We start from the raw sequence: 23,014 nt of genomic DNA, 5'->3' as shown, positions 1-23,014 counted from the left end.
GTCTAATAGGTCCGGATGATATTGTATAAAGTATCGCGTTCAGTCGGTATACGACCCGCTTCGCGAATCATATTAATAAACGTATCCTTCGGCGTCATATGCGACGATTCATTGCCGGCTGCGTGAAGAATTTGCTCCTCCATTACCGTGCCGTCGAGATCGTCGACACCGAAGCTGAGAGACACCTGCGCAAGCTTGAGTCCGATCATCATCCAGAAAGCCCGGATGTGAGGGAAGTTGTCCAGCATGAGCCGGGCTACCGCCATCATTTTCAAATCGTACATGCCAGTCGTCTCACCGCTGAGCTTTAATTCCTCGGCAAGCTTCGTATTCGCCGGATGATAGGCAAAACCGAAAAACGCCTGGAACCCGTTCGTCTCATCCTGAAGCTCGCGCAAGCGGACGAAATGATCGATAACATGTTCCGGCTGCTCGATATGACCGTATAATATGGAGGCATTGGACTTCACGCCGAGGCTGTGGAGCTTGCGATGGATTAGAAACCAGCGTTCCGCATCGGTCTTATGACCGGATATAACCTCCCGGATTTCCGGATCGAAGATCTCCGCGCCGCCCCCAAGAATCGAGCCGAGCCCGGCTTCTCTGAGCTTCTCGATCGTCTCTTCCACGGTCATCTTGGATACGCGGGCGATATAGTCAACCTCCACGGCGGTAAAAGCCTGTACGTGTACGCCGGGCAGGTGCTTCCTGGCGATCCGCATCATTTCCTCATAGTAGGAAAACGGCAGCTTCGCGTTTACTCCTCCGACAATGTGCAGCTCGGTGAACCCTTTGCCGGCCATTCCTTTTATCTTCTCTTCAATCTGCTCCAAAGAGAGTGTATAGGAGCGGGGATCGCCCGGTTTCAAGCCGAAAGCGCACATTTTGCAATCGAGATAACAAACGTTCGTATAATTGAGATGTGTGTTAACAATAAAATATACGCTGTCGCCGTTCTTTCTTTTTCGGACCAAATCCGCCATGCGGCCGATCGCGAGCAGGTCGGGCGATTTTATTAGACGGACGCCGTCATCAAACGACAATCGTTCGCCGCGCTCCACCTTCTCTTCAATGTCCCGCAGTGAGCTCTGTGTCAAGACAAAACTCAATGTTCCCACCACCTTCATTGTGCTGTCATCCCAGTAGGACGGCGCGTGCTGTTCTATTCAGTACTTTGTGAAAAAAATAACTTAGGGGTTCTGTAGCCAACCGTACAAAGAGCAAGAACTGTCCCTATTATAAACCTCCTCATCAAGAGCGGCAACTATAAACTCCAAGCCGGTTGCGGCAGCATTGTGAACCTGCGGGGGAGACGGATTTCCGTGTCGGGTGCAAATGGGGTACAATACAAGTAAGCGGCGCATTCTGCTGCGAATACAAGGCAAGAGAGGTGCTTCAATGGCGAACACGCATATTTATACGCGCAGGGAAGAAGTGGCCAACGCGGTCACGCACGGTTTCGGCGCAGCGCTGAGCACAGCCGCACTCGTGCTGCTTATCGTTTTTGCTTCGCTGAAGGGAGATGCTTCGTATGTAGTCACCTTCACGATTTACGGTTCTATGATGCTGCTGCTCTATATCTGCTCTACGCTTGTTCACAGCTTCCCGGAAGGCAAAGCGAAGAATGTGTTCGAAATTCTAGACCATTCCTCCATTTACTTGTATATCGCCGGCACCTACACGCCGATTGTCCTGCATATGGTGAAGGGAACGGAAGGCTGGACGCTGCTTGGCATCGTTTGGGGCATGGCCGTATGCGGCGTCGTTTTCAAGGCCTTTTTTGCATCGAAGTTTCTGTTTACATCGACGTTTCTATACATTGCGATGGGTTGGATGATCGTATTTGCCTGGGGGCCGATGAAAGCGAACTTTGCTCCGGCGGGACTCGAGCTGCTCTTGATCGGAGGGCTCCTGTATACGGTCGGAACCGTGTTTTATATGTGGCGCAGCTTTCCTTACCATCACGCCGTTTGGCATCTTTTTGTGCTCGGCGGGTCGATCCTGCATTTCTTTGCAATCCTGCTCTATGTGCTGCCACATTAATCGTGCCTTTGCGTATTGAGCGCTGCGGGGAAGTGGAGTATACTTAAGTAAGTATCTTAGAAAAACTAAACGAATGCTTCCGAAGCGGGCTTTACTTGCGTGGGAGGTTTTCGGAAACTGAAGAAATAACTTTCAGGAGGGAAGAGCCATGATTAACATTAGCGAAATCGCGAATGAGAAAATAAAAGAAATGCTGGCGGCGGAGGAAACGCCGAACCTATTCCTGCGCATCGGCGTGAAAGAAGGCGGCTGCAGCGGATTCTCTTACGGCATGGGGTTTGACGACGAGCAGCACGAGGACGATAAAGTAATCGAGTACAGCGGGCTGAAAGTGGTCGTCGATTCCGACAGCCTTAAATATCTTAACGGCCTTGAGATCGACTTTAAAGAATCGGCGATGGGCGGCGGATTTACTATCAATAACCCAAACGCATCCGCGACATGCGGCTGCGGGTCAAGCTTCCGAACGGCGACCGAAGCGGGCAATCCAGCTGCGGATCCTTGCTAATTAGGCGTTTTGAGTGTTCATTCATTGTTCGGGAAGATGGACTGCGATATCGTGAAAGCTTGTTAATTGCATAGGAATATCAGAAATCCACAATCATCACTCAAGGTAAACACAACCCTGAAAATGAGCGATTATGGATTGAAGATTAACCTTCTGAGTTTGTGTATGACGTCCATACACTTGTTCAGAAGGTTTTGTTTTGCTTAAAAAGAGGGAACGAAGAACAGCAATTAACGGGAGGCATATACGAAATACTCATTGGATGCTATGCACCGTGGCCGATGCCCCTTCCGTAAGGTGGGTCACAATCTATTCTACTTTTTCTCTAGTACTCTTTCGCTTCTCTTGAATACTATATTCATAGAGTAAGCTGGCCAGCGACCTCAATAAAAAATGTAAGGTGGTTGAATATGGCAATAATTAAGACGGTATTGAATTATAATCGTGCTATTCAAACAAATTTTTCAGACTTTATTAGTATTCCACTTTCCACTGATGTTGAAACTTTATTGTTGGAATGGGGACACACTATTCCTGAAGGCGTTGAATTTGTTGAAGTCAATGCGTGTGTTGGATGGGAAGGCGCCGAAGCGGCAAGCGAATTAGAACTTTTACTCTATATGAACGGGGTTCTTGTTGCAACTGTGGAAGACCAAGCAGATGATTTTGATCCAACAGTCGATACTACGACGAACTTTAAAGCCATCCTTAATCCACCCCCGGACGCCCCTGGTACTCAAACCGTTTTTCAATTGAGAGCTATAAACCGTGGTGGTGAAGGTGCTGTAGAAATAGAGGGACCCCTTAACGCGTCTTCCATCTCTTACGGAAGAGTATAATAAAAACTGTATTGTATCACCTTTGCAACTTAATTAAACGTAGACCAACTTCTATACGTAAGCATTCTACACGAAATTCAAGGAAACCCGGGCCGGAGCTCCGCATGACTTCTTATCCGGTTTTAACGAATATCTGCATGTAGATGTGTATTCCGGCTATAACAAAGTTTCCGGAGTCCCCTTGGTTGGATAACTGGGTTCATGCTTCCCACAAGTTTGATGAAGCGCTGAAGGCGTTGCCATCCTTGCAACCCGAACGCATCCGCGACGTGCAGCTGAAGCGGGCAAGCCTGGGGACTGCTGACCGGGTCAAGCTTAAAATTCTGTTCGACCTTCCTAACGGATGTTTAAACCGTTAACAATGCGGTTATATTCGTTAGGGAGGTTTTTTGCGTATATGAAATTAATGTTAAAATGAAACTTATATCTGAAATTTCTTTAATGTTACACATTTCTCCAAGTCGCTTCGGTATAATCTACTATATAAAATAATAAGAGTGAGGAGGAGATTTCTTATGTCTATCGAATTGCCTATTGGCCTAGACATACGGGAAATTAGTCAATCCCTCGGACTTGACGGGGAACGCCTACTCGAATTTATTTCAACTATGGAAACATCGACTGCACCGAACAATCAAACGGTCAGGCTGAATAACACACCACGCGAACTCTCGTCCTACCCTTCTTTAAGCCCCCGGTCCGAGCGCTTTCGTCTAAGCCGTCTAACCCGCCATCCAGGTACCAGAGGATTGCAGCATAGTTTTCGCGGCCATATGTAAACGGACGGAAGATATATGCGGGCCGATTCCGGTATATATCTGACGCTTCGTACATATCGGTTAAAGTTCGAATCATGTGAAGAAAGCCCCGGTTTTCACTCTACGCAGTGAAAGCCGGGGCTTTCTTGAATTTAGCGAGGGATAATTTGTCACCATCAGACTTAAGAAATTTTTTGAACAAGAACAGAACACTGACATAAAGGTGTCAGTGATGACTGCTTATGATAGCAATAGAAATCGAAAATAATGAGCTTTAGGAGGAGAACAATATGAGCGAGAACCAAACATTACGGGGATTTGCGACCATTAATTACTGGGCGGATGACATGGAGGCGGCTATTGCGTGGTACTCTAGGCTGCTTGGCGCTGCGCCTTACTTCGAACGTTCAGGACCGGACGGTCGGCTTGCCTATGCCGAGTTTCGCATTGGAGACTACCAACACGAGCTGGGGCTGATCGATAGGCGTTTCGCTTCCGCCAGTGCAACGGCTGGCCCCGGTGGTGCCGTCATGTACTGGCATGTTGATGATATAGAAGCTGCATTTAAGAAATTGAAGTCTATGGGTGCGGAAGAGTACGAACCGGTCAAACATCGTGGAGAGGGATTCATCACGGCTTCCGTCACGGATCCGTTTGGCAACGTGCTCGGTATTATGTACAATAAGCACTATCTGGAAATATTGAATTCGATAATTAAAGGGTGACCACAGCGAAGATTATAGAAAAAACCGTGCAACCTCACACTTGGCAAGAATGGCGAAGCTGGCTGAGAGTGTCAGAGTCAAAATCGATCATATCCAGACGGTGCAGAAGGATACGCGGAGGGACATTGGAATGGCGATGGCCGTCTTTTAGAGTAATGCATAACCGTCAGAGTGGTCCCTGACGGTTTTTGTTTCATTACTATATCGCAGGCATAACAGTGCCGCCGGATACCGGAATGTAAGCGCCGGTAATGAAGCTTGCTAGGTCCGAAGCGAGGAATGCGACGACATTCGCGATTTCCTGGTCCGTTCCGCGCCGTTTCAACGGGACGGTTTTCTCATAGGCTTCATTGCGCTCGGTCTGGTTTGCCCGATCCCTGCCGCTGATCGTCCAGCCCGGTGCCACCTGATTGACAGTGATTTGATGTTCCCCGATTTCCTTGGCGAGCACCCTGTACACGCCATCCATCCCTCGCTTGCCGGCAACATAAGCGGATTGGGTCGGATAATTCTGCATCGAACATTCCGTATTAATCGCAATCACTCGACCGCTTTGCCGCTCTACCATACCTGGCACGAAAGCTTTGGCCAGGTTGACCGCCTGAAGGACGGATGAATTGAACTGGTCGACATAATCGTCGACACTTTGGTCCAATACGCTCGTCCAGCTGTATTGCGATACAGCATTGGCAACAACGATGTCCGGCGATTTGAATCGGCTCAATACGGCTTCCTTCATTCGCATAACGGATTCTGTATCGGAAACGTTTGCCTGTACGGTGATTGATTTGCGGCCCAGCGATTCGATTTCCTGCTGAAGCCGCTGCGCCATGGCTTCATTTTTAAAATAGTGAATGATGATGTCGGCTCCGCTCCCGGCCAAGGTTCTTGCAATGACAGGACCGAGTTCGCCGGTTGCTCCTGTTACGAGAGCGGTCTTATTATTCAAATCGATCTTCATGTATACGAGCACCTTTCGATGGGCTGTATTAAGGGGCTATTCCGCGGCTATGGCCCGGATTTCCGACAGGGTCGCATCATCCAGCACAACGTCCGCTGCGGAAAGAACTCCCAGAATGTGGCTTGGTTTGCGCACACCGACAATGGCGCTGGTAATCGCCGGGTGGGCAAGATCGTAAGCGACGGCAAGCTGCGGCATCGTGATGTCATAGCGGGCTGCGATGGCCTTCAGCTTGTCGACCTTGTCCACGTTTTTGCGGAGGCCTTCTCCTGTATGAGCCGCATTGCGCGAGCGCCAATCGTCTTCCGAGAATGTCGTGTCATAGGTATAGTTGCCCGAGAGCAAGCCGGAAGTAAGCGGGCTGTAAGCTACAACGCCGATCCCGTTCTCGAGGCAGAAAGGCAGCAGCTCCTTCTCTGCTGCCGGCCTCAATATCGAATATGGCGGCTGCAGCGAGTCGACGTGGCGGACGGAAAGAGATTTCTGAAGCAGCGGCACATCGTAGTTGCTGACTCCGGCATATCGGATTTTGCCGTCCTGAATGAGCTTGTCCATCGCCCGCATCGTTTCTTCCGCCGGGGTCTCGGTATCAGGCCAATGCATTTGGTACAAATCGATATAGTCGGTACCAAGCCGCCGAAGTGAAGCTTCCGCCTCGCGAATGACGGAATCATATGCACCGCTTCGGCTGATCGTCTGATTCTCATCCCAGACCAATCCGCATTTTGTCGCGACAACCACTTTGTGGCGATCGCCTTTCAAAGCTCTGCCAAGCACTTCCTCAGAATGTCCCAGGCCGTAGATGGCGGCTGTATCGTAAAATGTTATTCCAGCATCCAGCGCCGCGCGGATGCTCTCGATCGATAATTGGTCGTCCTGGCTTCCCCAGGCACTGGCCCAGCCTCCGCCGCCTATAGCCCATGAACCGAAACCGATGACGGAAATTTCAGGGCCGTTCTTGCCCAAGTGGCGAACCTTCACGATGCGATCACTCCTTCAATTTTTAGTGGTAAGGAACCGATCACGGATACGTTGGTCTCTATGTAATCCGGTACCCTTATTATAGTTAAACCAAAACGTCAGGTGAAGAAATAAAAATTTTTTTATTTTCATCAACCGCTTAGCGGCTTCCATCTGGACGATCGTCGCCGTAAGCGTGTGGCCTACTGTATCGTGAATCGTATATGCGATTCTCTGCCTTTCTTCCATGACTAAAGCCGCTGTCATCGCTTCCGCCGAGTCCCTCAGCGACTCGGTGAGCTGCAGATGAGCTTCCTGGAGCTCGGTTGTCCGGCGGCCAACCATCTCCTCCATCAACACCAGGTCCGGCTGATGGACACCGACCAGCTCATATGCCTCCGCTCCGTTCTCGGCCGTTGCGGCAACTGTCATGTCGTCTTCCAGCTGGACGATCGTTTGCAGTCCGTCCCGCATTAACGTTTGGTCGTCCGCGATAATGATTTTGATCGTCATAGGTTTGCTCTTAACTGTCTTTTCGGTCTCTTTGCTGCTCGTGCCTCTATTATACTGAAAAGCCGCTGTTCGGCCAGTCATCATTTTTCGGTCCATAGCATGACAACATTCATGACGGCAATCACTGGTCATATGACAATTGCGGCCATTAGGATAAGTGCAATGAATCGGGAAAAGAAGGATGGGGACAAGCACCGAATGGAGCAGGCCTAGCTCGGTCAAAATGACTGGTACGAGACGCTGACAAGCGGGCCGGAAGGGATTAAATCACCCCCGCCTCTATCAGGTCTATTAAATAAGGCTAGTCGACCCGTTCAAACATCCAAGAGATATATATCTTTGATGCATATTCTGTTAGAAGATTGCTGCAGAAAGGGGAAGACTTTGATGGGTGAACACCAGGGAAGACAACTTGCCAGCAAATGGGCCAAGACTGCTGTGCTGTTATCACATCCGCAAATCGCGCCGCATATTCCGCCGACGCGGATGTTCTCCTCCGATAACTTGCGGAGTATGCTGAATGTGCACGGTATGGTCGTCATTAAGCCTGTTCGCGGAGCGGGCGGCCACGGCGTAATTAAAGTGTCGAAGGGAGGAGGAGGCTACCAATATACCTATTATGCGAAGGCAAGACATTTTGCAGGCTTCGGCGGACTCTACCGATCTCTCAATGCGCTGCGTAAAGGACGCCGGTATTTGATCCAGAAAGGAATACGGCTGGCCACAATCGGGGGAAGGCCGATTGATTACCGGGTGAAGCATGTGAAGCAAGCGGATGGATCATGGGCTATCACGGCTATTGTAGGCAGGCTTGCGCGTCCGGGTTTGTTTGTCACCAACCTGTGCCGCGGCGGGCAGCAATTAACCGGCTCGCAGGGCATAAGCCGATCGATTTCCGCAGGCGCCGTTGCCCGAAAAAAGCGGGAGATGCGGAATTTAACCCGGTTATCCACACATCTGCTCGAAAGCCGGTTTCCGGGAATCGGACAGCTTGGCTATGATTTCGGCATCGACAAGTATGGGAAGATGTGGATTTTTGAAGTGAATACACGGCCGCAATAGCGCTTTAAGAGAGCAATCATATGTTTGTTAACGTGATTTAATATATTTGCTTGATAGGTTTATAGAGTGCCATCAAACTTTTTTATTGAAACTGTAAAGAACACAGCTGTGTATAACCGTATCCACATTATCCTCGTTGCTATTCCTGTTTTTTCGACGATTACCCACAACTTACACACATGCTGTCCACACAGGGTTGTGGATAATCGGAACGCTTGTTCTGCATATAGGGACATGCTAAGATGAACAAGGAAGAAATAGGAAAGGAGTGTGGAAGATGGAGATGCTGTCTGATGATCTTCTTGTAGACGCTTATTATTCGGCGGTCCAGTTTGATCTGGAGCCCGAATTCATCAAACTGCTCGCCGCGGAGATGATACGAAGAAAGTTGAACCCGGATACCTATCGTATCACCGCTTGATCAACTAAGACGAACCTGCCCCGATGCTCACCATTTTGTTATTGCCGCCTCGAACGTTTTCTCACACTCAGGACAATAAATGACATGCAAACAGCTGAACTCATAATCCAAGCTAACCGTCTCATTATATATGGAATCCGTGTCCGGATCGGGCTGATAAGGCGCATAAGGACCGGCAAAATCGGACAGCCGTCCACAGTCGTCCGCATTTCTTGAACACGCCGGGCATTGAGCTGCAAGCTGCTCCAGACCATTGCAAACGGGACATAACATAAAGGGTATCCTCCTTTGCCGTCGGCGTTTAGTCATGAAGCGCCGACGGTTAAAGAATAGGATACCCTTATTTTCTTTGAATACATGGGTTTAGGTCTTATAATTTCATATTGCTGCTGTGGCCCGGGGAGAGCTTGGCGTCCGGATCGACGTAAACCTTCGCGTTGTTGACGGCAGTAGGCGCCTCGCCGAATCCTACGGCGATTAGCTTCAGTTTGCCCGGGTAAGTGGTAATATCGCCGGCGGCGAATATCCCGGGAATACTCGTCTCCATCCGTGAGTCGACAACGATCGATCCGTTGTCAATTTGAAGACCCCACTCGGAAATCGGTCCCAGCGAGGATATAAAGCCAAAGTTGACGATAACCGAATCGACATTCAATTCTTTCATCTCTTTGGATTTGACATCCTGCAGAATGACCTTCTCGATACGGTCCGAGCCGCTGAGCGAAGTGATTTCGTAAGGCGTAAGTACGTTTACCTTTGAGTTCATCAGGTTCTCTACGCTGTGTTCATGCGCCCGGAATTTATCTCGTCTGTGAATGAGCGTCACACTCGCCGCAATAGGCTCAAGCATAAGCGACCAGTCGACAGCGGAGTCGCCGCCGCCGCTGACGAGAACGTGATGTCCTTTGAATTGGTTTAAATCGCTGATAAAGTAATGCAGATTGGTTTTCTCATATTGCGCCGCTTCCGGTAGATCCAACCGGCGCGGCTCGAACGCGCCCACTCCTGCCGTGACGATCACCGCCTTGGCATAGTGAACCGTTTTATCGGTAACGATTTCAAACAAGCGTTCATCTCGTTTGATGACCTGGCGTACTTTCTCCTCCAGACGAACGTCGGGGTTAAAATGGCTCATTTGCCTTTTTAACTGCTCCACGAGCTCCCCCGCCGTCACCTTCGGAAATCCGGCCACATCATATATATATTTTTCAGGGTAAAGCGCGGCGAGCTGGCCGCCGAGCTGTGGCATGCTTTCGACAATCTTTACCGAAGCTTGACGCATGCCGCCGTAGAAAGCGGCAAACATCCCTGCGGGGCCACCGCCGATAATGGCAATATCGACGATATTTTCTGTAGCTGCTGAGTTGGACACAGATGGCACCTCCATAAGATCAATCACTTGAATATTATATCCGTTCGGCGCGCGGGAGGGAAATAAAAATATTGTATGTTGTTCTAAAGTTTTTCGTATAATTTTCCCTTGAACTTTTGCTGAAAAGTTTGTATCATGTGAGGTATTAATAAACCGTTGTCGAATCGGCGTACCTGCTTGTGATAAAAGCGTTAATCGGTTCACAAACTAGAGACAAGAGAATTTTAATTTTTGACTGGGATTGTGTAATTTTTCACAAAGTAAAGTAAAAAGAAATAGGAATGGATGGGATTCTGCGATGAGCAACATACCTAAGATTGTAATCCTTGGGGCCGGATACGGCGGTGTGTTAACCGCGCTCCGTCTCCAGAAGGAACTGAACTACAATGAAGCGGACGTTACGCTGGTCAACAAGCACGACTATCACTACATTACGACGCACCTGCATATGCCTGCAGCCGGCACGGACAAGACGGAGAATGCCCGCGTAAGTATCTCCAAACTTATAGACGAGTTCAAGATCGATTTCGTTAAATCGACCGTCGTCCAGATCCGCACACAGGACAAGAAGGTTATTCTTGAAGACGGGACGCTTTCTTATGATTATCTTGTCATTGGACTCGGCGGCGAGCCGGAGACGTTCGGCATTCCGGGCATGCTGGAGCACGCAATGAACATTCGAAGCATTAACTCGGTTCGTCTAATCCGTGAACATATCGAATACCAATTCGCCCGTTACAAAAGGGAGCCTCACCGCACGGACTACCTGACGTTCGTCGTTGGCGGCGCGGGCTTTACCGGGATCGAGTTTGTCGGGGAGCTTGCCGACCGGATTCCGGAGCTTTGCAAACAATTCGACGTCGATCCGTCGCTCGTTAAATTATATAACATTGAAGCGGCACCGACCGCCCTGCCTGGATTCGATCCCGAGCTGGTCGAATATGCGATGCAGGTACTTACAAAGAAAGGCGTCACGTTCCGGATCGGAACTGCCATCAAGGAATGTACGGCGGACGGAGTCATCGTCGGCGACAACGAAGAGATTCGTGCGGCTACGGTTATTTGGGCGGCGGGCGTAAGAGGGAACCGGTTAATCGAGGAAGCGGGCATCGAAACGATGCGCGGACGCGTGAAAGTGGATGATACCCTGCGTGTACCCGGACATGAGAATATATATGTAGTCGGAGACAACTCTCTGATGTTCAATGCGGAAGGCCGTCCGTACCCGCCGACTGCGCAGATAGCGATGCAGCAGGGCGTTACGTGTGCGCACAACCTGGTTGCCTCGATCCGGAACCAACCGCTTAAGCAATTCGATTTCAAGAACAAAGGTACGGTTGCATCGCTCGGTAAAGGCGAAGCGGTCGGTATTGCGTTCGGCAAGAAATATAAAGGCGCTGTTGCGGCACTTCTCAAGAAAGCGATCGATATTCGCTACTTATACATCATTGGCGGGATTCCACTCGTCCTTCGTAAAGGAAAATTCCTGTAATGCGCCACTGCAGCGTGCAAGTCCGGGGTCTTTTAACGAGGGAAGAGCTTGACCGGTACAACGCTTTGATGGAAGTCGGCTCGTATCTGGAGTCGCAGACCCGCCATGACCTGGCTTATACGGTGCAGAAGGAAGTGGACATCCTTATTCTTCCGGCGATAGAGAGGCTGAAGGAGAAGGGGCGGGAACGCGACCGCCAGACCGAGGCTTATCTCGAGGCGAAGCGTTTAATGGAAGAAGATGACGACGAGGATTAAATAAAGTTTGAGTAAGTACAGCGGAAAATCTTCTTATGTTCTAAAAATAATGGCCGATGTGCTTATGCACATCGGCCGTTTTCTCCTGTTACAGGCTCAGGAACTGTTGGAGCTTTTCTTCGGGCAACCGGTTGCCGACGTAGAAATCACCAAAGTCCCCGAAGCGTGCGCTCACCTCGTCAAAGCGCATTTCATAGACAAGCTTCTTGAACTGCAGCGCATCTTCCGCGAACAGCGTCACGCCCCACTCCCAATTGTCGAAACCGACGGAGCCCGTTATGATTTGTTTCACTTTTCCCGCGTATTGCCTGCCGATCATCCCATGACTGCGCATCATTGCCCTGCGCTCGTCCATGCTCAGCATGTACCAGTTGTCGCTGCCCTGTCTGCGTTTGTTCATCGGGTAGAAGCAGATATGATTCCACTTCGGCAGAGCCGGCTTGAGCCGTGCAATGATATCGGGGTTTTGCATCGGATCGGAGCCGGGCGGCGCCATATAGTTGCTCAGCTCAACAACGCTGACATAAGAATGCGCCGGCGAGGTAAACTGCGCGAAGGCGGATTTGTTGAATGCCGTTTCAAGGGCGTTCAGCTCCTCGAGCGTTTCACGTAAATGCATAAGGACAAAATCGGCTTTCTGGCCAACAATAGAGTAAAAAGCGGTGCTGCCTGCCTTAGCGTCCTCGACAGCCTGCCATTCGCTAAGAAATGACTGAAGCTCACCCAGCGCGGCATTCCGCAGGCTTGCGTCAGCCTGCTTCCAGGCTTGCCAATCGATCGTACGAAAATCGTGCAGTGCATACCAGCCTTCCAGTGTTTGTGCCGCTTCACTCATAAGTACCCAGCTCCCTAGTTACTGCAGCCGCGGGCGCTTTCTTGTCCTTCACAGCTGCAAGTAGTCGTTAATAGTCGCTTACATTGTATCGTAATGGAATAAAGGAGCGCAAATGGCGGACTTGTGACAAGATGGCAAATGAAATTGACTTCCTAACTGCCATCTACTACACTATTCGTAGCGAAAGGGGAAGACGAATCGTTATGAATACGGATGTTGATATTCTGCAGCTCATCATTGCGACGGTATTGTTTTTCGTGATGATGTTCGGAATCGGCTTCATTTTAAATATGCTGCTCAAAACGACATGGTTTCCGATTTACCTGTTCATTATTGTACTTCTGCCGCTCTTTATCTGGCAGACTTGGGATAATACGAAGACATTTGCGGGTAATTTTACTGCATTTACCTTTGTCGATATTATGCCTGCTATCGGGGCATTGATTGGCGCTTATGTGAGCGGGGCGACCATAAGGGCGCTGCGGCGCGGCGGTTACAAAATGTTCTAAACATGAAAAGTGAAACGGTTCGGCCATACTAAGGTCAAACCCTGCGACTGCCGCCCAAGGGGCGCATTTGCAGAGGAATCCGAGGTGATCAGGCTGTGCCGTTTTTTCATAATGGAGATGTAGCGATTCATTTTCATGAGCAGGGGGATCGCGGTGTACCGATCGTTTGCATACATCCGCCCTGTCTCAGCAGCAGATTGTTCACGTACCTGCGGACGGAGCTTGTGGACAAGCATCGTATTATTACTTGCGATATCCGCGGTCACGGATACAGCGAGCCAGGTGCGGCCAAGCTCACCCTTCCGCTCGTTGCCGAAGATTTGAGGCGGTTGCTTGACGCTTGCGGCGTGAAGAAATCATATTTGTGCTCATACGGCGCAGGCTCGTTCCCGCTGCTTACTGCACTGCTGGCCTATCCGGACCGCTTCTGCGGCGGAATTATTATTTCCGGTGCCGCAGCTTATACCGATATAATAAGCCGCTCCAAGCTGCAGGCCGCTTATATGACGAGTGCGCTTAAGGCGAAGGATATAATCGCTTTCAGTTCCGCTTTACGGGAGGCGGACAACAGAACGGCATTTCAAGCGCTAAACTCGGATGCGAAGCAGGGGGACCCGGCAAAATGGAGAGATTATGTCGGCGCCTGCCTGGATGAGACGTTCGAGCGGCAGCTTCCGCGTATTAGCCTGCCCATGCTGCTGGTTTATGGTACTGCGGATCGCGCGGGCAGGGTAAATGCGGAGGCGATGCACCACCTGCTTCCCGATAGCGAGCTGTACGGAGTTCTCAAAGCCAAGCATCAGCTGCTGATGAAAGAGCCGGTAAAAGCCGGGCTCGTTATCGGCCAGTGGATAGAGAGGCATGAGGAGCCCTCGATTGCGGACACGCTGGAGGAGCGGAGCGAGCTGCTGCAAGTACTTGCGGAACACGGCGTGGAAGGCAGAAACGAGGGAGAAGCCGGATCGAGAGTTTAAACATCGTATGAACCAAAGAAAATTCCCTCTGACAGGGGGATTTTCTTTTTTCGCACGTCAAAAGGCGTCTTCTTTTATGATAAAATAATAGAAACTATGAAAGTCGGATGGAGTCGAAAGCAGATGCGGATAGGCAACTTGCATCAATTTACGGAGCATCATCGTTATTACATCTTTCGCGATTTCTCGCTGAGCGCGGTAGACCGCAAAATGATCGGCCTTATCTATCAGCCGATGATCGGCGCGTTTGCAGCAGGCCTATACGCGCAGCTGTACCAGCAGGTGGCGGATGACCGGGTGGGCTATTCCACTCTCGAGCCGCAGAGAAAGCTCTTTCTTGGGCTGGGACTCGAAATGAATGAGCGGGGCCGCCAGGACCTGGTCGTTCACTCATCGCGTCTGGAGGCGGTTGGGCTGCTTCAGACGTCTCGTCTGGGCGTTCCGGATAATGACGACGTCGTTTATGAATATGAACTGATCAAGCCGCTGACGCCGGATGAATTCTTCGGCAGCCCGCATTTAACGATGCTGCTGCGCGATAAGGTCGGCAAGCATTCGGTTATCGAGCTTAGGGAATCGTTCTATGCCAAGGAAGCGGACGAGCTGGCAGGCGCCGAGCTTCTGAAGGAAAATATTACGGTGCCGTTCTATGAAATCTTTCGTTTAAATACGCAGGGAATCGATCTGGAGCTGGAACAGGCGCTCACCGAGGTCGCGCCTGCCAGACAAGCGCAGTCAAGGCCCCAACTGGAGACAGCGGGTATTCAGTACGGTGAAATCATAATGCGGTTTCCGCGTAATTCATCGAACCGGAGCTTCGTGGAACGGCTCCGCGGTGATGAGGAGAAAATGGCGCAGCTTAACTATATCGCCTATAAGTACGGTTTAACCGTAGTCGATCTGTGCAGGCTGCTCGATGAGGACGATGTATTCGGCGTCAGAGGGGAGCTTAAGATCGACGAGCTGCAGCTTCGGGCCAGTCAGATGTACAGGCAGGACCGCAAACGCATTGACGAAAGGCAGCGTATATTCGGCCGCACGAATGCAGCAGGTGCGGATACTGCGGCAGAAGAAGGCGATCACTCTGACTCCGATAGCGGCGACATGCCTGACGAAGTGGGAGTACAGGCCGAATTCTATATGGAAGTGCCCGCACAGCTTGAAGGGCGCTGCGATATTCATCAATATAATATGCTGATGCGTAATGAGCCGCATACGAGGTTTATTGCGAGATTTTTCCCAGGCGCAGTGCCTGAGTGGATAATCCGTGTGTTTGAAGTGATCGATCTCAATTATAAGCTTCACGGTTCCGTTATTAATGTGCTCATACACTATGTATTAGGGATGAACGACGCTCAGCGGGTGACGAAGACGTACATAGACGCCGTTGCGTCCAACATGCTTGTCAAGAGAGTCGATTCGTTCGAGAAAGCGGTCCGCTATGTAAGAGAACAGATTCGGCTGGAATCCGATAAGGAGCGGCGGCGCGAAGCGGGCGGGGGCGCAGCGGCTTCCCCTTCCAGGGGGGGCGCAACTTCAGGCGGAGGCCGCGGACGTCGCAAGCCGGCGATCTCAATTATGCAGAACACCCCGGGCGGAGCCGCGCTCACACCTGAGGAACTGGAGGAAATGCGGCGGTTAGCCCGTAAATTGGACGGAAAAACGTGAGTAAGAGGTGAATGACAGATGGCGATGGAATCGCTAGGCGAGCTGCTTAAACAATGGCCGAGCGGCAATGCCGCCCTTCAGCAGGCTGACCGGATAATGGCCGAGCTGCTTGAAGACCCGCTTATTGAACGGCTGCGCAGCAAACATCCGGAGCTAAGCCAAGAGACGCTTCGGCTCCATTTGAACCGGCTGTATCAATATGTCAAGGAATACCGCAACTGTTCCAATTGTCCCGGCTTGGACCGCTGTCCCAACGATTTCGAAGGCCATTATACGCTGCTCTCATGTGAAACGATCGGAGATCTGGTCCAGTTGACCGACCGCAAGGTGACATGCAAGAAGCTGCTGACCAGACAAAGCGAAGAGCAAATCCGGAGCCGGGTCCGCAGCTTTTACGTGGATGAAACGGCTTTGTCCCGGGGCTATTCGGCCGATGAAATACTGACAAACGATCTGGAGCGGATGAAAGCCGTCGGGCAGCTGCTGAAGTATATCGACAGAACGAAGGAACAGGGACTGCAGAAGGAAGGGCTGTATCTGGCGGGTATGTTCGGCACGGGAAAAACATTTCTTATGTGCTACATGCTTCATGAGCTGGCGAAGGCGGGCTTCACCGGAGCGATCGTCTATATGCCGGAATTCGTCGAGGATTTGAAATCGCTTATGCTTGAGCCGGGCAAGCTCAAGGAAACCGTCGATATGATGAAGGAGACGGATTTGCTCATCTTTGACGACATCGGTGCGGAAAACTTGAATCCTTGGGTCCGTGATCATGTGATGGGCTCCATTCTAAACTACCGGATGAACCGGAAGCCGACCTTCTATACCTCCAATTACAATCTGGACGCGCTCGAGCAGCATTTCAGCTTCACGAACAAGGACGGAGATGAGCTCCATAAGGGGCAGCGTATCATGGACCGTATTCGGCCATACGTAGAAATTGTTCATGTAACCGGTCATAACAAACGGGGAAAGTAAGACGGCAGGCCATCATTTATTCAATAGCGTTTAAAGTCGGGAGCATAAAGCTTCCGGCTTTTTTGATTGTGGAAAGCATAATTGTCCATATTTACTGATGGCGAGTGGGTATATTAATATAAGCATTTCTTATTACATACATAAAAAAATAAAAATATCGATTGACAAGAAAGGTTATCCATTGCTATTATTCATTCCATAACCAACTAAACAGGTAGGAATAATCAGTTTCTGACCGGACCAACCGGAGTAAACGATTTTTTTCATTTATCTGTCACAAGATGATGAGGAGTGCTTTTACATGACAATCATGAAAAAGAAAAATCGTTTTCCGCTGCAGGCTTTGATTGTTTTCATAGTTGCGGGAGTCGCGCTGGCAGGGTGCGGAAGCGGTCCGAACAATACAGGCAGCTCAGACGGACAGAAGAATGCTGCGAGCGGGTCCGGTACATCATCCGGCTCTGTCAATACCTCGGCGGAGCCCAAGAAGCCGGTGGAACTGCTTAACGTATCTTATGATCCGACCCGGGAGCTGTACGAAAGCTACAATAAGCTGTTTGCGGCCTATTGGAAGAAAGAGAACAACCAGGATGTAACCGTTAAGCAGTCCCATGGCGGTTCAGGCGCGCAATCGCGTGCCGTCGTCGAAGGTCTGAAGGCGGATGTCGTTACGCTTGCGCTTGGCTACGACATAGATGCCATTGCGGCTAAAGGGCTGATTGCCCCCGATTGGCAGAATAAGTTGGCTGACAGCAGCTCTCCGTACACCTCTACAATCGTATTTCTCGTTCGTAAGGGAAACCCGAAAGGGATTACAGATTGGAACGATCTTATTAAACCCGGTGTTCAAGTTATTACGCCAAACCCGAAGACAAGCGGCGGAGCCCGTTGGAATTACCTTGCTGCCTGGGGCTATGCGCTGAGGCAAAACGGCGGGAACGAGGAGAAAGCGAAAGCGTTTGTCACCAAGCTGTATAAAAACGTTCCCGTTCTCGACACTGGCGCCCGCGGCTCGACGACAACCTTCGTAGAGAAAGGCATCGGGGATGTCCTTATTGCTTGGGAGAACGAGGCGCTGCTATCCGTGAACGAGCTCGGCAAGGACAAATTCCAAATTGTTTACCCATCTATAAGCATATTGGCGGAGCCGCCGGTAGCCGTTGTCGATAAAGTTGTCGATAAAGACGGAAACAGGAATGTGTCGGAGGCCTATTTAAAATACCTGTATTCGGAGCCGGCGCAGAAGCTGATTGCGGAGAACTATTACCGCCCGCAGCTCGCTTCCGTGGCCGAACAGTTTAAAGCACAATTTCCACCGCTGAAAATGATCACAATTGGCGACTTCGGTGGTTGGGCCGAAGTACAAAAGAAACATTTTGCAGACGGCGGCGTATTCGATCAAATTTATGCGCCGGGGTCATAAACCGCCGGACAGGAGCTGACTTCACATGAAAGGTTCCAAATCTGCATCCACAGCCAAAAACAAGCAGAGGAGCGTTCTGCCCGGATTCAGGCTGTCGCTCGGATTCACGGTCTTTTATTTGAGCATCATTGTGCTGATTCCATTGGCCAGCGTGTTTATGAAGGCTTCCGGCCTCGGCTGGGACCAATTTTGGCACACGGTAACTAACGCGCGGGTTGTTGCGTCGTATCGGGTCAGCTTCCTCACCTCGTTCTTTGCAGCCCTTGTGAATCTGGTATTCGGACTTCTTGTTGCCTGGGTACTTGTGAGATATCAATTTCCGGGTAAGAAGCTGGTCGACAGTCTGGTGGATCTTCCCTTTGCGCTTCCGACGGCAGTAGCCGGTATCGCGCTGACAACGATATATGCGCCGAACGGATGGATCGGCTCGCTGCTCGAGCCGCTTGGCATCAAGGTCGCTTTCACGCCGCTCGGTATTACTGTAGCGCTCATTTTTATCGGGCTGCCATTTGTGGTCCGTACCGTGCAGCCTGTACTGCAGGATCTTGACAACGAGACGGAGGAAGCGGCAGTCATGCTGGGCGCTTACCGATGGAGCACGTTTCGCAGGATTATACTGCCTGAGCTGCTGCCGCCGTTGCTGACCGGATTTGCGCTGGCATTTGCCAGAGGAATCGGGGAGTACGGTTCGGTCGTATTCATCTCCGGCAATATGCCGATGAAGACGGAAATCGCACCGCTGCTCATCATGACGAAGCTTGAACAGTTCGACTACCAGGGAGCTACCGCAATCGCGGTCGTCATGCTGGTCGCCTCGTTCCTGATGCTGCTGCTCATTAACTACCTGCAATGGCGGAGCAACCGCCGGCTTATATCGGAATAGGAGGCAATGGAATATGGCAGGAGTCATTACCGCACACTTGTCCGACAAGGCTGCACGCCGTCCGAAGCATATTACCGAATCTGCCGCCGTCCGCCGGATGCTGATCGGTATCGTGCTGTTGTTTCTGGCGCTGATCGTTTTGCTGCCGATGATATCGGTCTTTATAGAAGCGTTTAAGAAAGGCGCTGAGGTATACTTCGCCTCAATTACCGATCCTGATGCGTTATCAGCACTTAAGCTGACGCTGCTTACGGCTGCTATCGCCGTCCCGCTCAACACCGTATTCGGAGTCGCTGCAGCCTGGGCGATCAGCAAGTTCCGGTTTCGCGGCAAAAATATTCTGATTACACTTATCGACCTGCCGTTCGCGATATCGCCGGTGATTTCGGGTATGGTCTTCGTGCTTCTATTCGGGGCGCAGGGCTGGTTCGGTCCGTGGCTGCAGAACCATGACATTCAAATTATTTTCGCGCTGCCGGGAATCGTACTGGCTACCACCTTCGTCACATTTCCCTTCGTGGCAAGAGAACTGGTACCGCTTATGCAGGCGCAGGGAGTGCAGGAGGAAGAAGCGGCGGCGAGTCTCGGCGCGAGCGGATGGCAGATCCTCTGGCGAGTCACGCTTCCCAACATCAAATGGGGGCTCCTGTATGGCATTATTCTCTGTAATGCGAGAGCGATGGGCGAGTTCGGCGCCGTCTCGGTCGTCTCGGGCCACATTCGCGGAGAGACAAACACGCTGCCGCTGCATATAGAGATATTGTACAACGAGTATTCATTTTCTGCTTCCTTCGCAGTAGCATCGCTGCTCGTTCTGCTTGCGCTGGCTACGCTTATCGTTAAGAGCTTCATCGAGTGGAAGACGGCTCAAATGAACCCGGAGGGGGGCGGTGAAGATGCACATTGAGGTACGAAATGTATCCAAATCGTTCGGCGGAAACAAGGCTGTATCGGATGTCAGCTTCTCCATTAACCGGGGGCGGCTGATCGGGCTGCTCGGTCCGAGCGGGGGAGGAAAGTCAACACTCCTGCGTGTTCTGGCTGGTCTTGAAACACCGGATTCCGGCGATGTTCTCATAAATGGGATACGGATGAATGATTTGGCCCCACAGCATCGCGGTATCGGATTTGTCTTCCAGAACTATGCATTATTCAAGCATATGAATGTGTTCGAAAATATCGCATTTGGTCTGAAGATCAAGAAGGCCAAAAAATCCGAGATACAGAAGAGAGTTAACGAGCTTCTTGATTTGACGGGCTTGCGGGGCTTTGAGCATCGTTATCCCCATCAGCTCTCGGGCGGACAGAAGCAGCGCGTCGCCTTTGCAAGGGCGCTTGCTCCGCGTCCGGAACTGCTTCTGCTTGACGAACCGTTCGCCGCAATTGACGCAAAAGTGCGAAAAGAGCTTCGCACCTGGTTAAAACGGCTGATCGGCACTTTAGACATTACTTCCATCTTCGTCACGCACGATCAGGATGAAGCAGTAGAGGTGGCGGATGAGATGTTGATTTTTCAGCAGGGACGATTGGAGCAGCAGGGTACGCCGATGTCCATATATACGGAGCCGCAAACGGCTTTTGTGGCAGGATTTATCGGGCATTCAAGCGTTGTTGAGCAGCCCAACCTGCTGCGCGGCTTCGAACGGACGCCGATTATGGATGGCGCAAGGGCTCTTATCAGGCCCGAATTCGTTGAGGCCGGCCGAGAGCGGGATATCGTCTTTCCATCCGCTGCCGTGATGGGCAGGATTCGACACATATCGTTCCGGGGCGCTCATCTCGAGCTTGACATACAGGTTGGCGACAACCGATTCTCGGCGCATCGTTCACTGGACCAAGAGCCGCTGCGGCCGGGGGAGGAAATATTCGTACTTATTCATCGTTTGTATGTCGTGTCCGAGAAATCCGCCGTAATGGTGGAAAACTCGCTTAAAGGCGATCCGATGACGTTCTATATTTAATATAAGCTACTGGAGGGATAATGATGGCAAAGCCTATCGTGCTTGATGAGGAGTGGCTTGAACGCATTGGGGCGCAGGTCAACGGTCTGGAATACGGTTCGGTACTTATTACGGTCCATGACGGCCGCGTCGTGCAGATCGACCGGACCGAACGCAAACGGTTTGACGCCGCCAACAGCAGCGGTAAACAGCAAGCGGAACAGGGACAAACACATACCCGGAACGGCACCGAAAGCCTGAAAGCTGCTAACGGTTAGCTCCGGCAGCCGGATTTCGGCTTCCGGAGAAAGCAAACGCATAAGCGCCCTGTATACCGCCGGGGAAGGCGGGTGGCAGGGCGCTTTATGAGCAGCGTTTGAATACTTTAATCCTCGAGATTGCCCCGTTTGTTGCGGCCGGACTGAAAAGCCATCCGTTTATCCGCGTTTTTCTTCAGACGCTGGCTTACGGTTTGCTCCTTCCGGGCCATATGAGCGAGCTCGCGGCCCGTTTTCTTATAGCTTGCGAACCGCCGCGGGTCAAGCGTACCGTTGTCCAGCGCCATCCTCACGGCGCAGCCGTTCTCCGATTGATGGCGGCAATCTCTGAACCTGCAGCCTTCCGCCAATAATTCAATATCAGCGAATGCTTCCTGCCAGCCCTCATCGGCGTCCCACAGCTGCAGCTCCCGCATGCCCGGCGTATCCAACATGACTGCGCCGCATGGAAGCGGGAACAGCTCGCGGTGAGTCGTGGTGTGACGGCCTCTCGCATCGCTCTCTCTGATGTCCTGCACGCGCTGCAGCTCCCCGCCTGCCAGCCAGTTAAGCAGCGTCGACTTTCCAACACCGGACGAGCCGGTCAATGCGGCGGTGCTGCCCGGAAGCAGGTAAGGTGCCAGCGCTTCCTTTCCTATGTCCAGAACGGCGCTCACCGCATGGACGGATACGCCGGGAGCAATCGCCTCGACCTCTGCAATTCGGCCAGGCGTATTCTCGCATAAGTCCGCTTTGGTCAAGAGGACGACGGGAGTCGCACCGCTCTCCCAAGCGGCGATCAAATAGCGTTCGATTTTGCGGACATTGAAATCGTCGTTAAGCGCGTTAACGATAAGCAGTGTGTCAATATTCGCGCCGATCACCTGCTCTACGGGGACGCTGCCCGCCGCTTTACGTACCATGACCGAGTTCCTTGGCAGCACCGCATGGATAATAGCACGATGTTCTCCCGGCAGCGGCTGCACTGCAACCCAATCGCCGACTCCCGGAAAGTCGCTTCGCGCCGACGCTTCGAATTGAAATTTGCCGCTTACTTCTGCAGACAGCTCTCCCTGCTCCGACACGATCCGGTATTGATTCGCAAATTGGGCTATAACGCGCGCAGGCATCAGGCCATTGAAACGTTCTTCCTTCATTAGATTCCGCCAGCGTTCATTCCAGCCGAATTTGGCTAATTCATTATCATTTACATTTAGACCTACATTTGCATTTACATTCAAGGTTGGTATCTCCCTTTGTTTTATAATGGAACACAAAAAAACCGCAGAAATGATTTCTGCGGATTGTCAATCGCCCGGTTCACCTCGAACTAGAGATCCGGCGAAAAAGACATGAAAAAGCCGCAAGAAACCTGCGCGGTCTCCTACGGCTAGACTGGTAATGTTACTGGCATCGCATTACAAACGCTTGGAAGCTAATCCAGGTGCTTGAATAGCGAAACCTTAATGGGGCCGGTCCACTGAGACTGCGCATATGCTATTGTGGGTTGGGTAACTCGTCTGTACGGTGTACATATCACATCAGCCTCCTTCAATAAATCTGTAATTGTCATTGTATGCCTGTAATGGTGTTCTGTCAAGCATTTCCAAAGCGTATTAGAAAAAAGCTTCATGCG

25 protein-coding genes and 1 pseudogene are annotated in these 23,014 nt (G+C 51.2%); 18 read left to right on the top strand and 8 right to left on the bottom strand.

Features of this window, described 5'->3' with window-relative positions; translation table 11 throughout:
- Positions 1 to 2 precede the first annotated feature (2 nt).
- Positions 3 to 1,109 (bottom strand): aminofutalosine synthase MqnE, encoded by a 1,107-nt coding sequence (mqnE, locus tag KZ483_RS22335; protein WP_258881378.1) that lies wholly within the window; start codon positions 1,107 to 1,109, stop codon positions 3 to 5.
- 289 nt (positions 1,110 to 1,398) lie between these two features.
- Between mqnE and KZ483_RS22330 the strand changes: the two genes are divergently transcribed.
- From KZ483_RS22330 to KZ483_RS22310, 5 genes and pseudogenes are all read left to right on the top strand, one after another.
- Positions 1,399 to 2,043 carry a PAQR family membrane homeostasis protein TrhA gene (locus KZ483_RS22330; RefSeq protein WP_220353616.1) on the top strand — a complete coding sequence of 215 codons (645 nt, stop codon included), beginning with the start codon at positions 1,399 to 1,401 and terminating at the stop codon, positions 2,041 to 2,043.
- A 148-nt stretch (positions 2,044 to 2,191) separates the two neighbouring features.
- On the top strand, positions 2,192 to 2,551 hold the full coding sequence (erpA, locus tag KZ483_RS22325; protein WP_220349716.1) for an iron-sulfur cluster insertion protein ErpA: 360 nt from the start codon (positions 2,192 to 2,194) through the stop codon (positions 2,549 to 2,551).
- Between the two features lie 410 nt (positions 2,552 to 2,961).
- A complete protein-coding gene (locus tag KZ483_RS22320; RefSeq protein WP_220349715.1) occupies positions 2,962 to 3,390 on the top strand; it encodes a hypothetical protein in 429 nt (142 codons plus the stop codon).
- A gap of 76 nt (positions 3,391 to 3,466) precedes the next feature.
- Positions 3,467 to 3,641 (top strand): annotated as a pseudogene (locus KZ483_RS28730) (transposase); the annotation flags it as partial.
- 797 nt (positions 3,642 to 4,438) lie between these two features.
- Positions 4,439 to 4,873, top strand: coding sequence for a VOC family protein (locus KZ483_RS22310; RefSeq protein WP_220349713.1), 435 nt, complete (start codon positions 4,439 to 4,441; stop codon positions 4,871 to 4,873).
- 199 nt (positions 4,874 to 5,072) lie between these two features.
- Here KZ483_RS22310 and KZ483_RS22305 read toward each other — a convergent pair whose 3' ends face one another.
- The 3 genes from KZ483_RS22305 to KZ483_RS22295 are packed head-to-tail and all read right to left on the bottom strand — an operon-like array spanning position 5,073 to position 7,307.
- The gene (locus tag KZ483_RS22305) at positions 5,073 to 5,834 is read right to left on the bottom strand and encodes an SDR family NAD(P)-dependent oxidoreductase (protein ID WP_220349712.1); all 762 of its coding nucleotides are present in this window, start codon (positions 5,832 to 5,834) and stop codon (positions 5,073 to 5,075) included.
- A 36-nt stretch (positions 5,835 to 5,870) separates the two neighbouring features.
- On the bottom strand, positions 5,871 to 6,815 hold the full coding sequence (locus KZ483_RS22300) for an aldo/keto reductase (protein ID WP_220349711.1): 945 nt from the start codon (positions 6,813 to 6,815) through the stop codon (positions 5,871 to 5,873).
- Between the two features lie 15 nt (positions 6,816 to 6,830).
- Positions 6,831 to 7,307 carry a histidine kinase gene (locus KZ483_RS22295; RefSeq protein ID WP_220349710.1) on the bottom strand — a complete coding sequence of 159 codons (477 nt, stop codon included), beginning with the start codon at positions 7,305 to 7,307 and terminating at the stop codon, positions 6,831 to 6,833.
- 387 nt (positions 7,308 to 7,694) lie between these two features.
- Here KZ483_RS22295 and KZ483_RS22290 point away from each other — a divergent pair, with 387 nt between their 5' ends.
- Positions 7,695 to 8,369: a YheC/YheD family protein gene (locus KZ483_RS22290; protein WP_220349709.1), complete on the top strand. Its 675-nt coding sequence runs from the start codon at positions 7,695 to 7,697 to the stop codon at positions 8,367 to 8,369.
- 277 nt (positions 8,370 to 8,646) lie between these two features.
- The gene (locus KZ483_RS22285) at positions 8,647 to 8,790 is read left to right on the top strand and encodes a sporulation histidine kinase inhibitor Sda (RefSeq protein WP_220349708.1); all 144 of its coding nucleotides are present in this window, start codon (positions 8,647 to 8,649) and stop codon (positions 8,788 to 8,790) included.
- A gap of 27 nt (positions 8,791 to 8,817) precedes the next feature.
- Here the strand turns inward: KZ483_RS22285 and KZ483_RS22280 are convergent, their stop codons facing one another.
- Both KZ483_RS22280 and KZ483_RS22275 read right to left on the bottom strand, forming a co-directional pair.
- Complete coding sequence (locus KZ483_RS22280; RefSeq protein ID WP_220349707.1) at positions 8,818 to 9,063, bottom strand: hypothetical protein; 246 nt, start codon at positions 9,061 to 9,063, stop codon at positions 8,818 to 8,820.
- A gap of 97 nt (positions 9,064 to 9,160) precedes the next feature.
- Complete coding sequence (locus KZ483_RS22275) at positions 9,161 to 10,162, bottom strand: NAD(P)/FAD-dependent oxidoreductase (RefSeq protein ID WP_258881377.1); 1,002 nt, start codon at positions 10,160 to 10,162, stop codon at positions 9,161 to 9,163.
- A 298-nt stretch (positions 10,163 to 10,460) separates the two neighbouring features.
- On the opposite strand from KZ483_RS22275, the gene KZ483_RS22270 reads away from it, so the two are divergent.
- Both KZ483_RS22270 and KZ483_RS22265 read left to right on the top strand, forming a co-directional pair.
- Positions 10,461 to 11,654, top strand: coding sequence for an NAD(P)/FAD-dependent oxidoreductase (locus tag KZ483_RS22270; RefSeq protein ID WP_220349705.1), 1,194 nt, complete (start codon positions 10,461 to 10,463; stop codon positions 11,652 to 11,654).
- On the top strand, positions 11,654 to 11,911 hold the full coding sequence (locus KZ483_RS22265) for a hypothetical protein (protein WP_220349704.1): 258 nt from the start codon (positions 11,654 to 11,656) through the stop codon (positions 11,909 to 11,911). The genes KZ483_RS22270 and KZ483_RS22265 overlap by 1 nt, the downstream gene beginning before the upstream one ends.
- A gap of 88 nt (positions 11,912 to 11,999) precedes the next feature.
- Here KZ483_RS22265 and hemQ read toward each other — a convergent pair whose 3' ends face one another.
- On the bottom strand, positions 12,000 to 12,746 hold the full coding sequence (hemQ, locus tag KZ483_RS22260) for a hydrogen peroxide-dependent heme synthase (RefSeq protein ID WP_220349703.1): 747 nt from the start codon (positions 12,744 to 12,746) through the stop codon (positions 12,000 to 12,002).
- 203 nt (positions 12,747 to 12,949) lie between these two features.
- On the opposite strand from hemQ, the gene KZ483_RS22255 reads away from it, so the two are divergent.
- The 9 genes from KZ483_RS22255 to KZ483_RS22215 all read left to right on the top strand — a co-directional run bounded on the left by KZ483_RS22255 (position 12,950) and on the right by KZ483_RS22215 (position 21,399).
- Positions 12,950 to 13,255, top strand: coding sequence for a YuiB family protein (locus KZ483_RS22255; RefSeq protein ID WP_258881376.1), 306 nt, complete (start codon positions 12,950 to 12,952; stop codon positions 13,253 to 13,255).
- 95 nt (positions 13,256 to 13,350) lie between these two features.
- Positions 13,351 to 14,229, top strand: coding sequence for an alpha/beta fold hydrolase (locus tag KZ483_RS22250; RefSeq protein ID WP_220349702.1), 879 nt, complete (start codon positions 13,351 to 13,353; stop codon positions 14,227 to 14,229).
- A 123-nt stretch (positions 14,230 to 14,352) separates the two neighbouring features.
- Complete coding sequence (locus KZ483_RS22245) at positions 14,353 to 15,897, top strand: replication initiation and membrane attachment family protein (protein ID WP_220353614.1); 1,545 nt, start codon at positions 14,353 to 14,355, stop codon at positions 15,895 to 15,897.
- 24 nt (positions 15,898 to 15,921) lie between these two features.
- Positions 15,922 to 16,875, top strand: coding sequence for a primosomal protein DnaI (dnaI, locus tag KZ483_RS22240; protein WP_220353613.1), 954 nt, complete (start codon positions 15,922 to 15,924; stop codon positions 16,873 to 16,875).
- Between the two features lie 310 nt (positions 16,876 to 17,185).
- Complete coding sequence (locus KZ483_RS22235) at positions 17,186 to 18,298, top strand: sulfate ABC transporter substrate-binding protein (RefSeq protein ID WP_220353612.1); 1,113 nt, start codon at positions 17,186 to 17,188, stop codon at positions 18,296 to 18,298.
- 25 nt (positions 18,299 to 18,323) lie between these two features.
- Positions 18,324 to 19,181: a sulfate ABC transporter permease subunit CysT gene (gene cysT, locus KZ483_RS22230; RefSeq protein WP_220349701.1), complete on the top strand. Its 858-nt coding sequence runs from the start codon at positions 18,324 to 18,326 to the stop codon at positions 19,179 to 19,181.
- Between the two features lie 13 nt (positions 19,182 to 19,194).
- Positions 19,195 to 20,088: a sulfate ABC transporter permease subunit CysW gene (gene cysW / locus KZ483_RS22225; RefSeq protein ID WP_220349700.1), complete on the top strand. Its 894-nt coding sequence runs from the start codon at positions 19,195 to 19,197 to the stop codon at positions 20,086 to 20,088.
- Positions 20,078 to 21,142, top strand: coding sequence for an ABC transporter ATP-binding protein (locus KZ483_RS22220; protein WP_220349699.1), 1,065 nt, complete (start codon positions 20,078 to 20,080; stop codon positions 21,140 to 21,142). The genes cysW and KZ483_RS22220 overlap by 11 nt, the downstream gene beginning before the upstream one ends.
- Before the next feature lie 23 nt (positions 21,143 to 21,165).
- A complete protein-coding gene (locus KZ483_RS22215) occupies positions 21,166 to 21,399 on the top strand; it encodes a YezD family protein (protein WP_220353611.1) in 234 nt (77 codons plus the stop codon).
- Between the two features lie 107 nt (positions 21,400 to 21,506).
- Here the strand turns inward: KZ483_RS22215 and rsgA are convergent, their stop codons facing one another.
- A complete protein-coding gene (gene rsgA / locus KZ483_RS22210; RefSeq protein ID WP_220353610.1) occupies positions 21,507 to 22,535 on the bottom strand; it encodes a ribosome small subunit-dependent GTPase A in 1,029 nt (342 codons plus the stop codon).
- Positions 22,536 to 23,014 lie beyond the last annotated feature (479 nt).

It is taken from the genome of Paenibacillus sp. sptzw28 (assembly GCF_019550795.1).
In the GTDB taxonomy this organism is placed as follows: Bacteria; Bacillota; Bacilli; order Paenibacillales; family Paenibacillaceae; genus Paenibacillus_Z.
The sequence above is the reverse complement of the archived record's forward strand: the minus strand, read 5'-3'. Positions and strand labels throughout refer to the sequence as shown.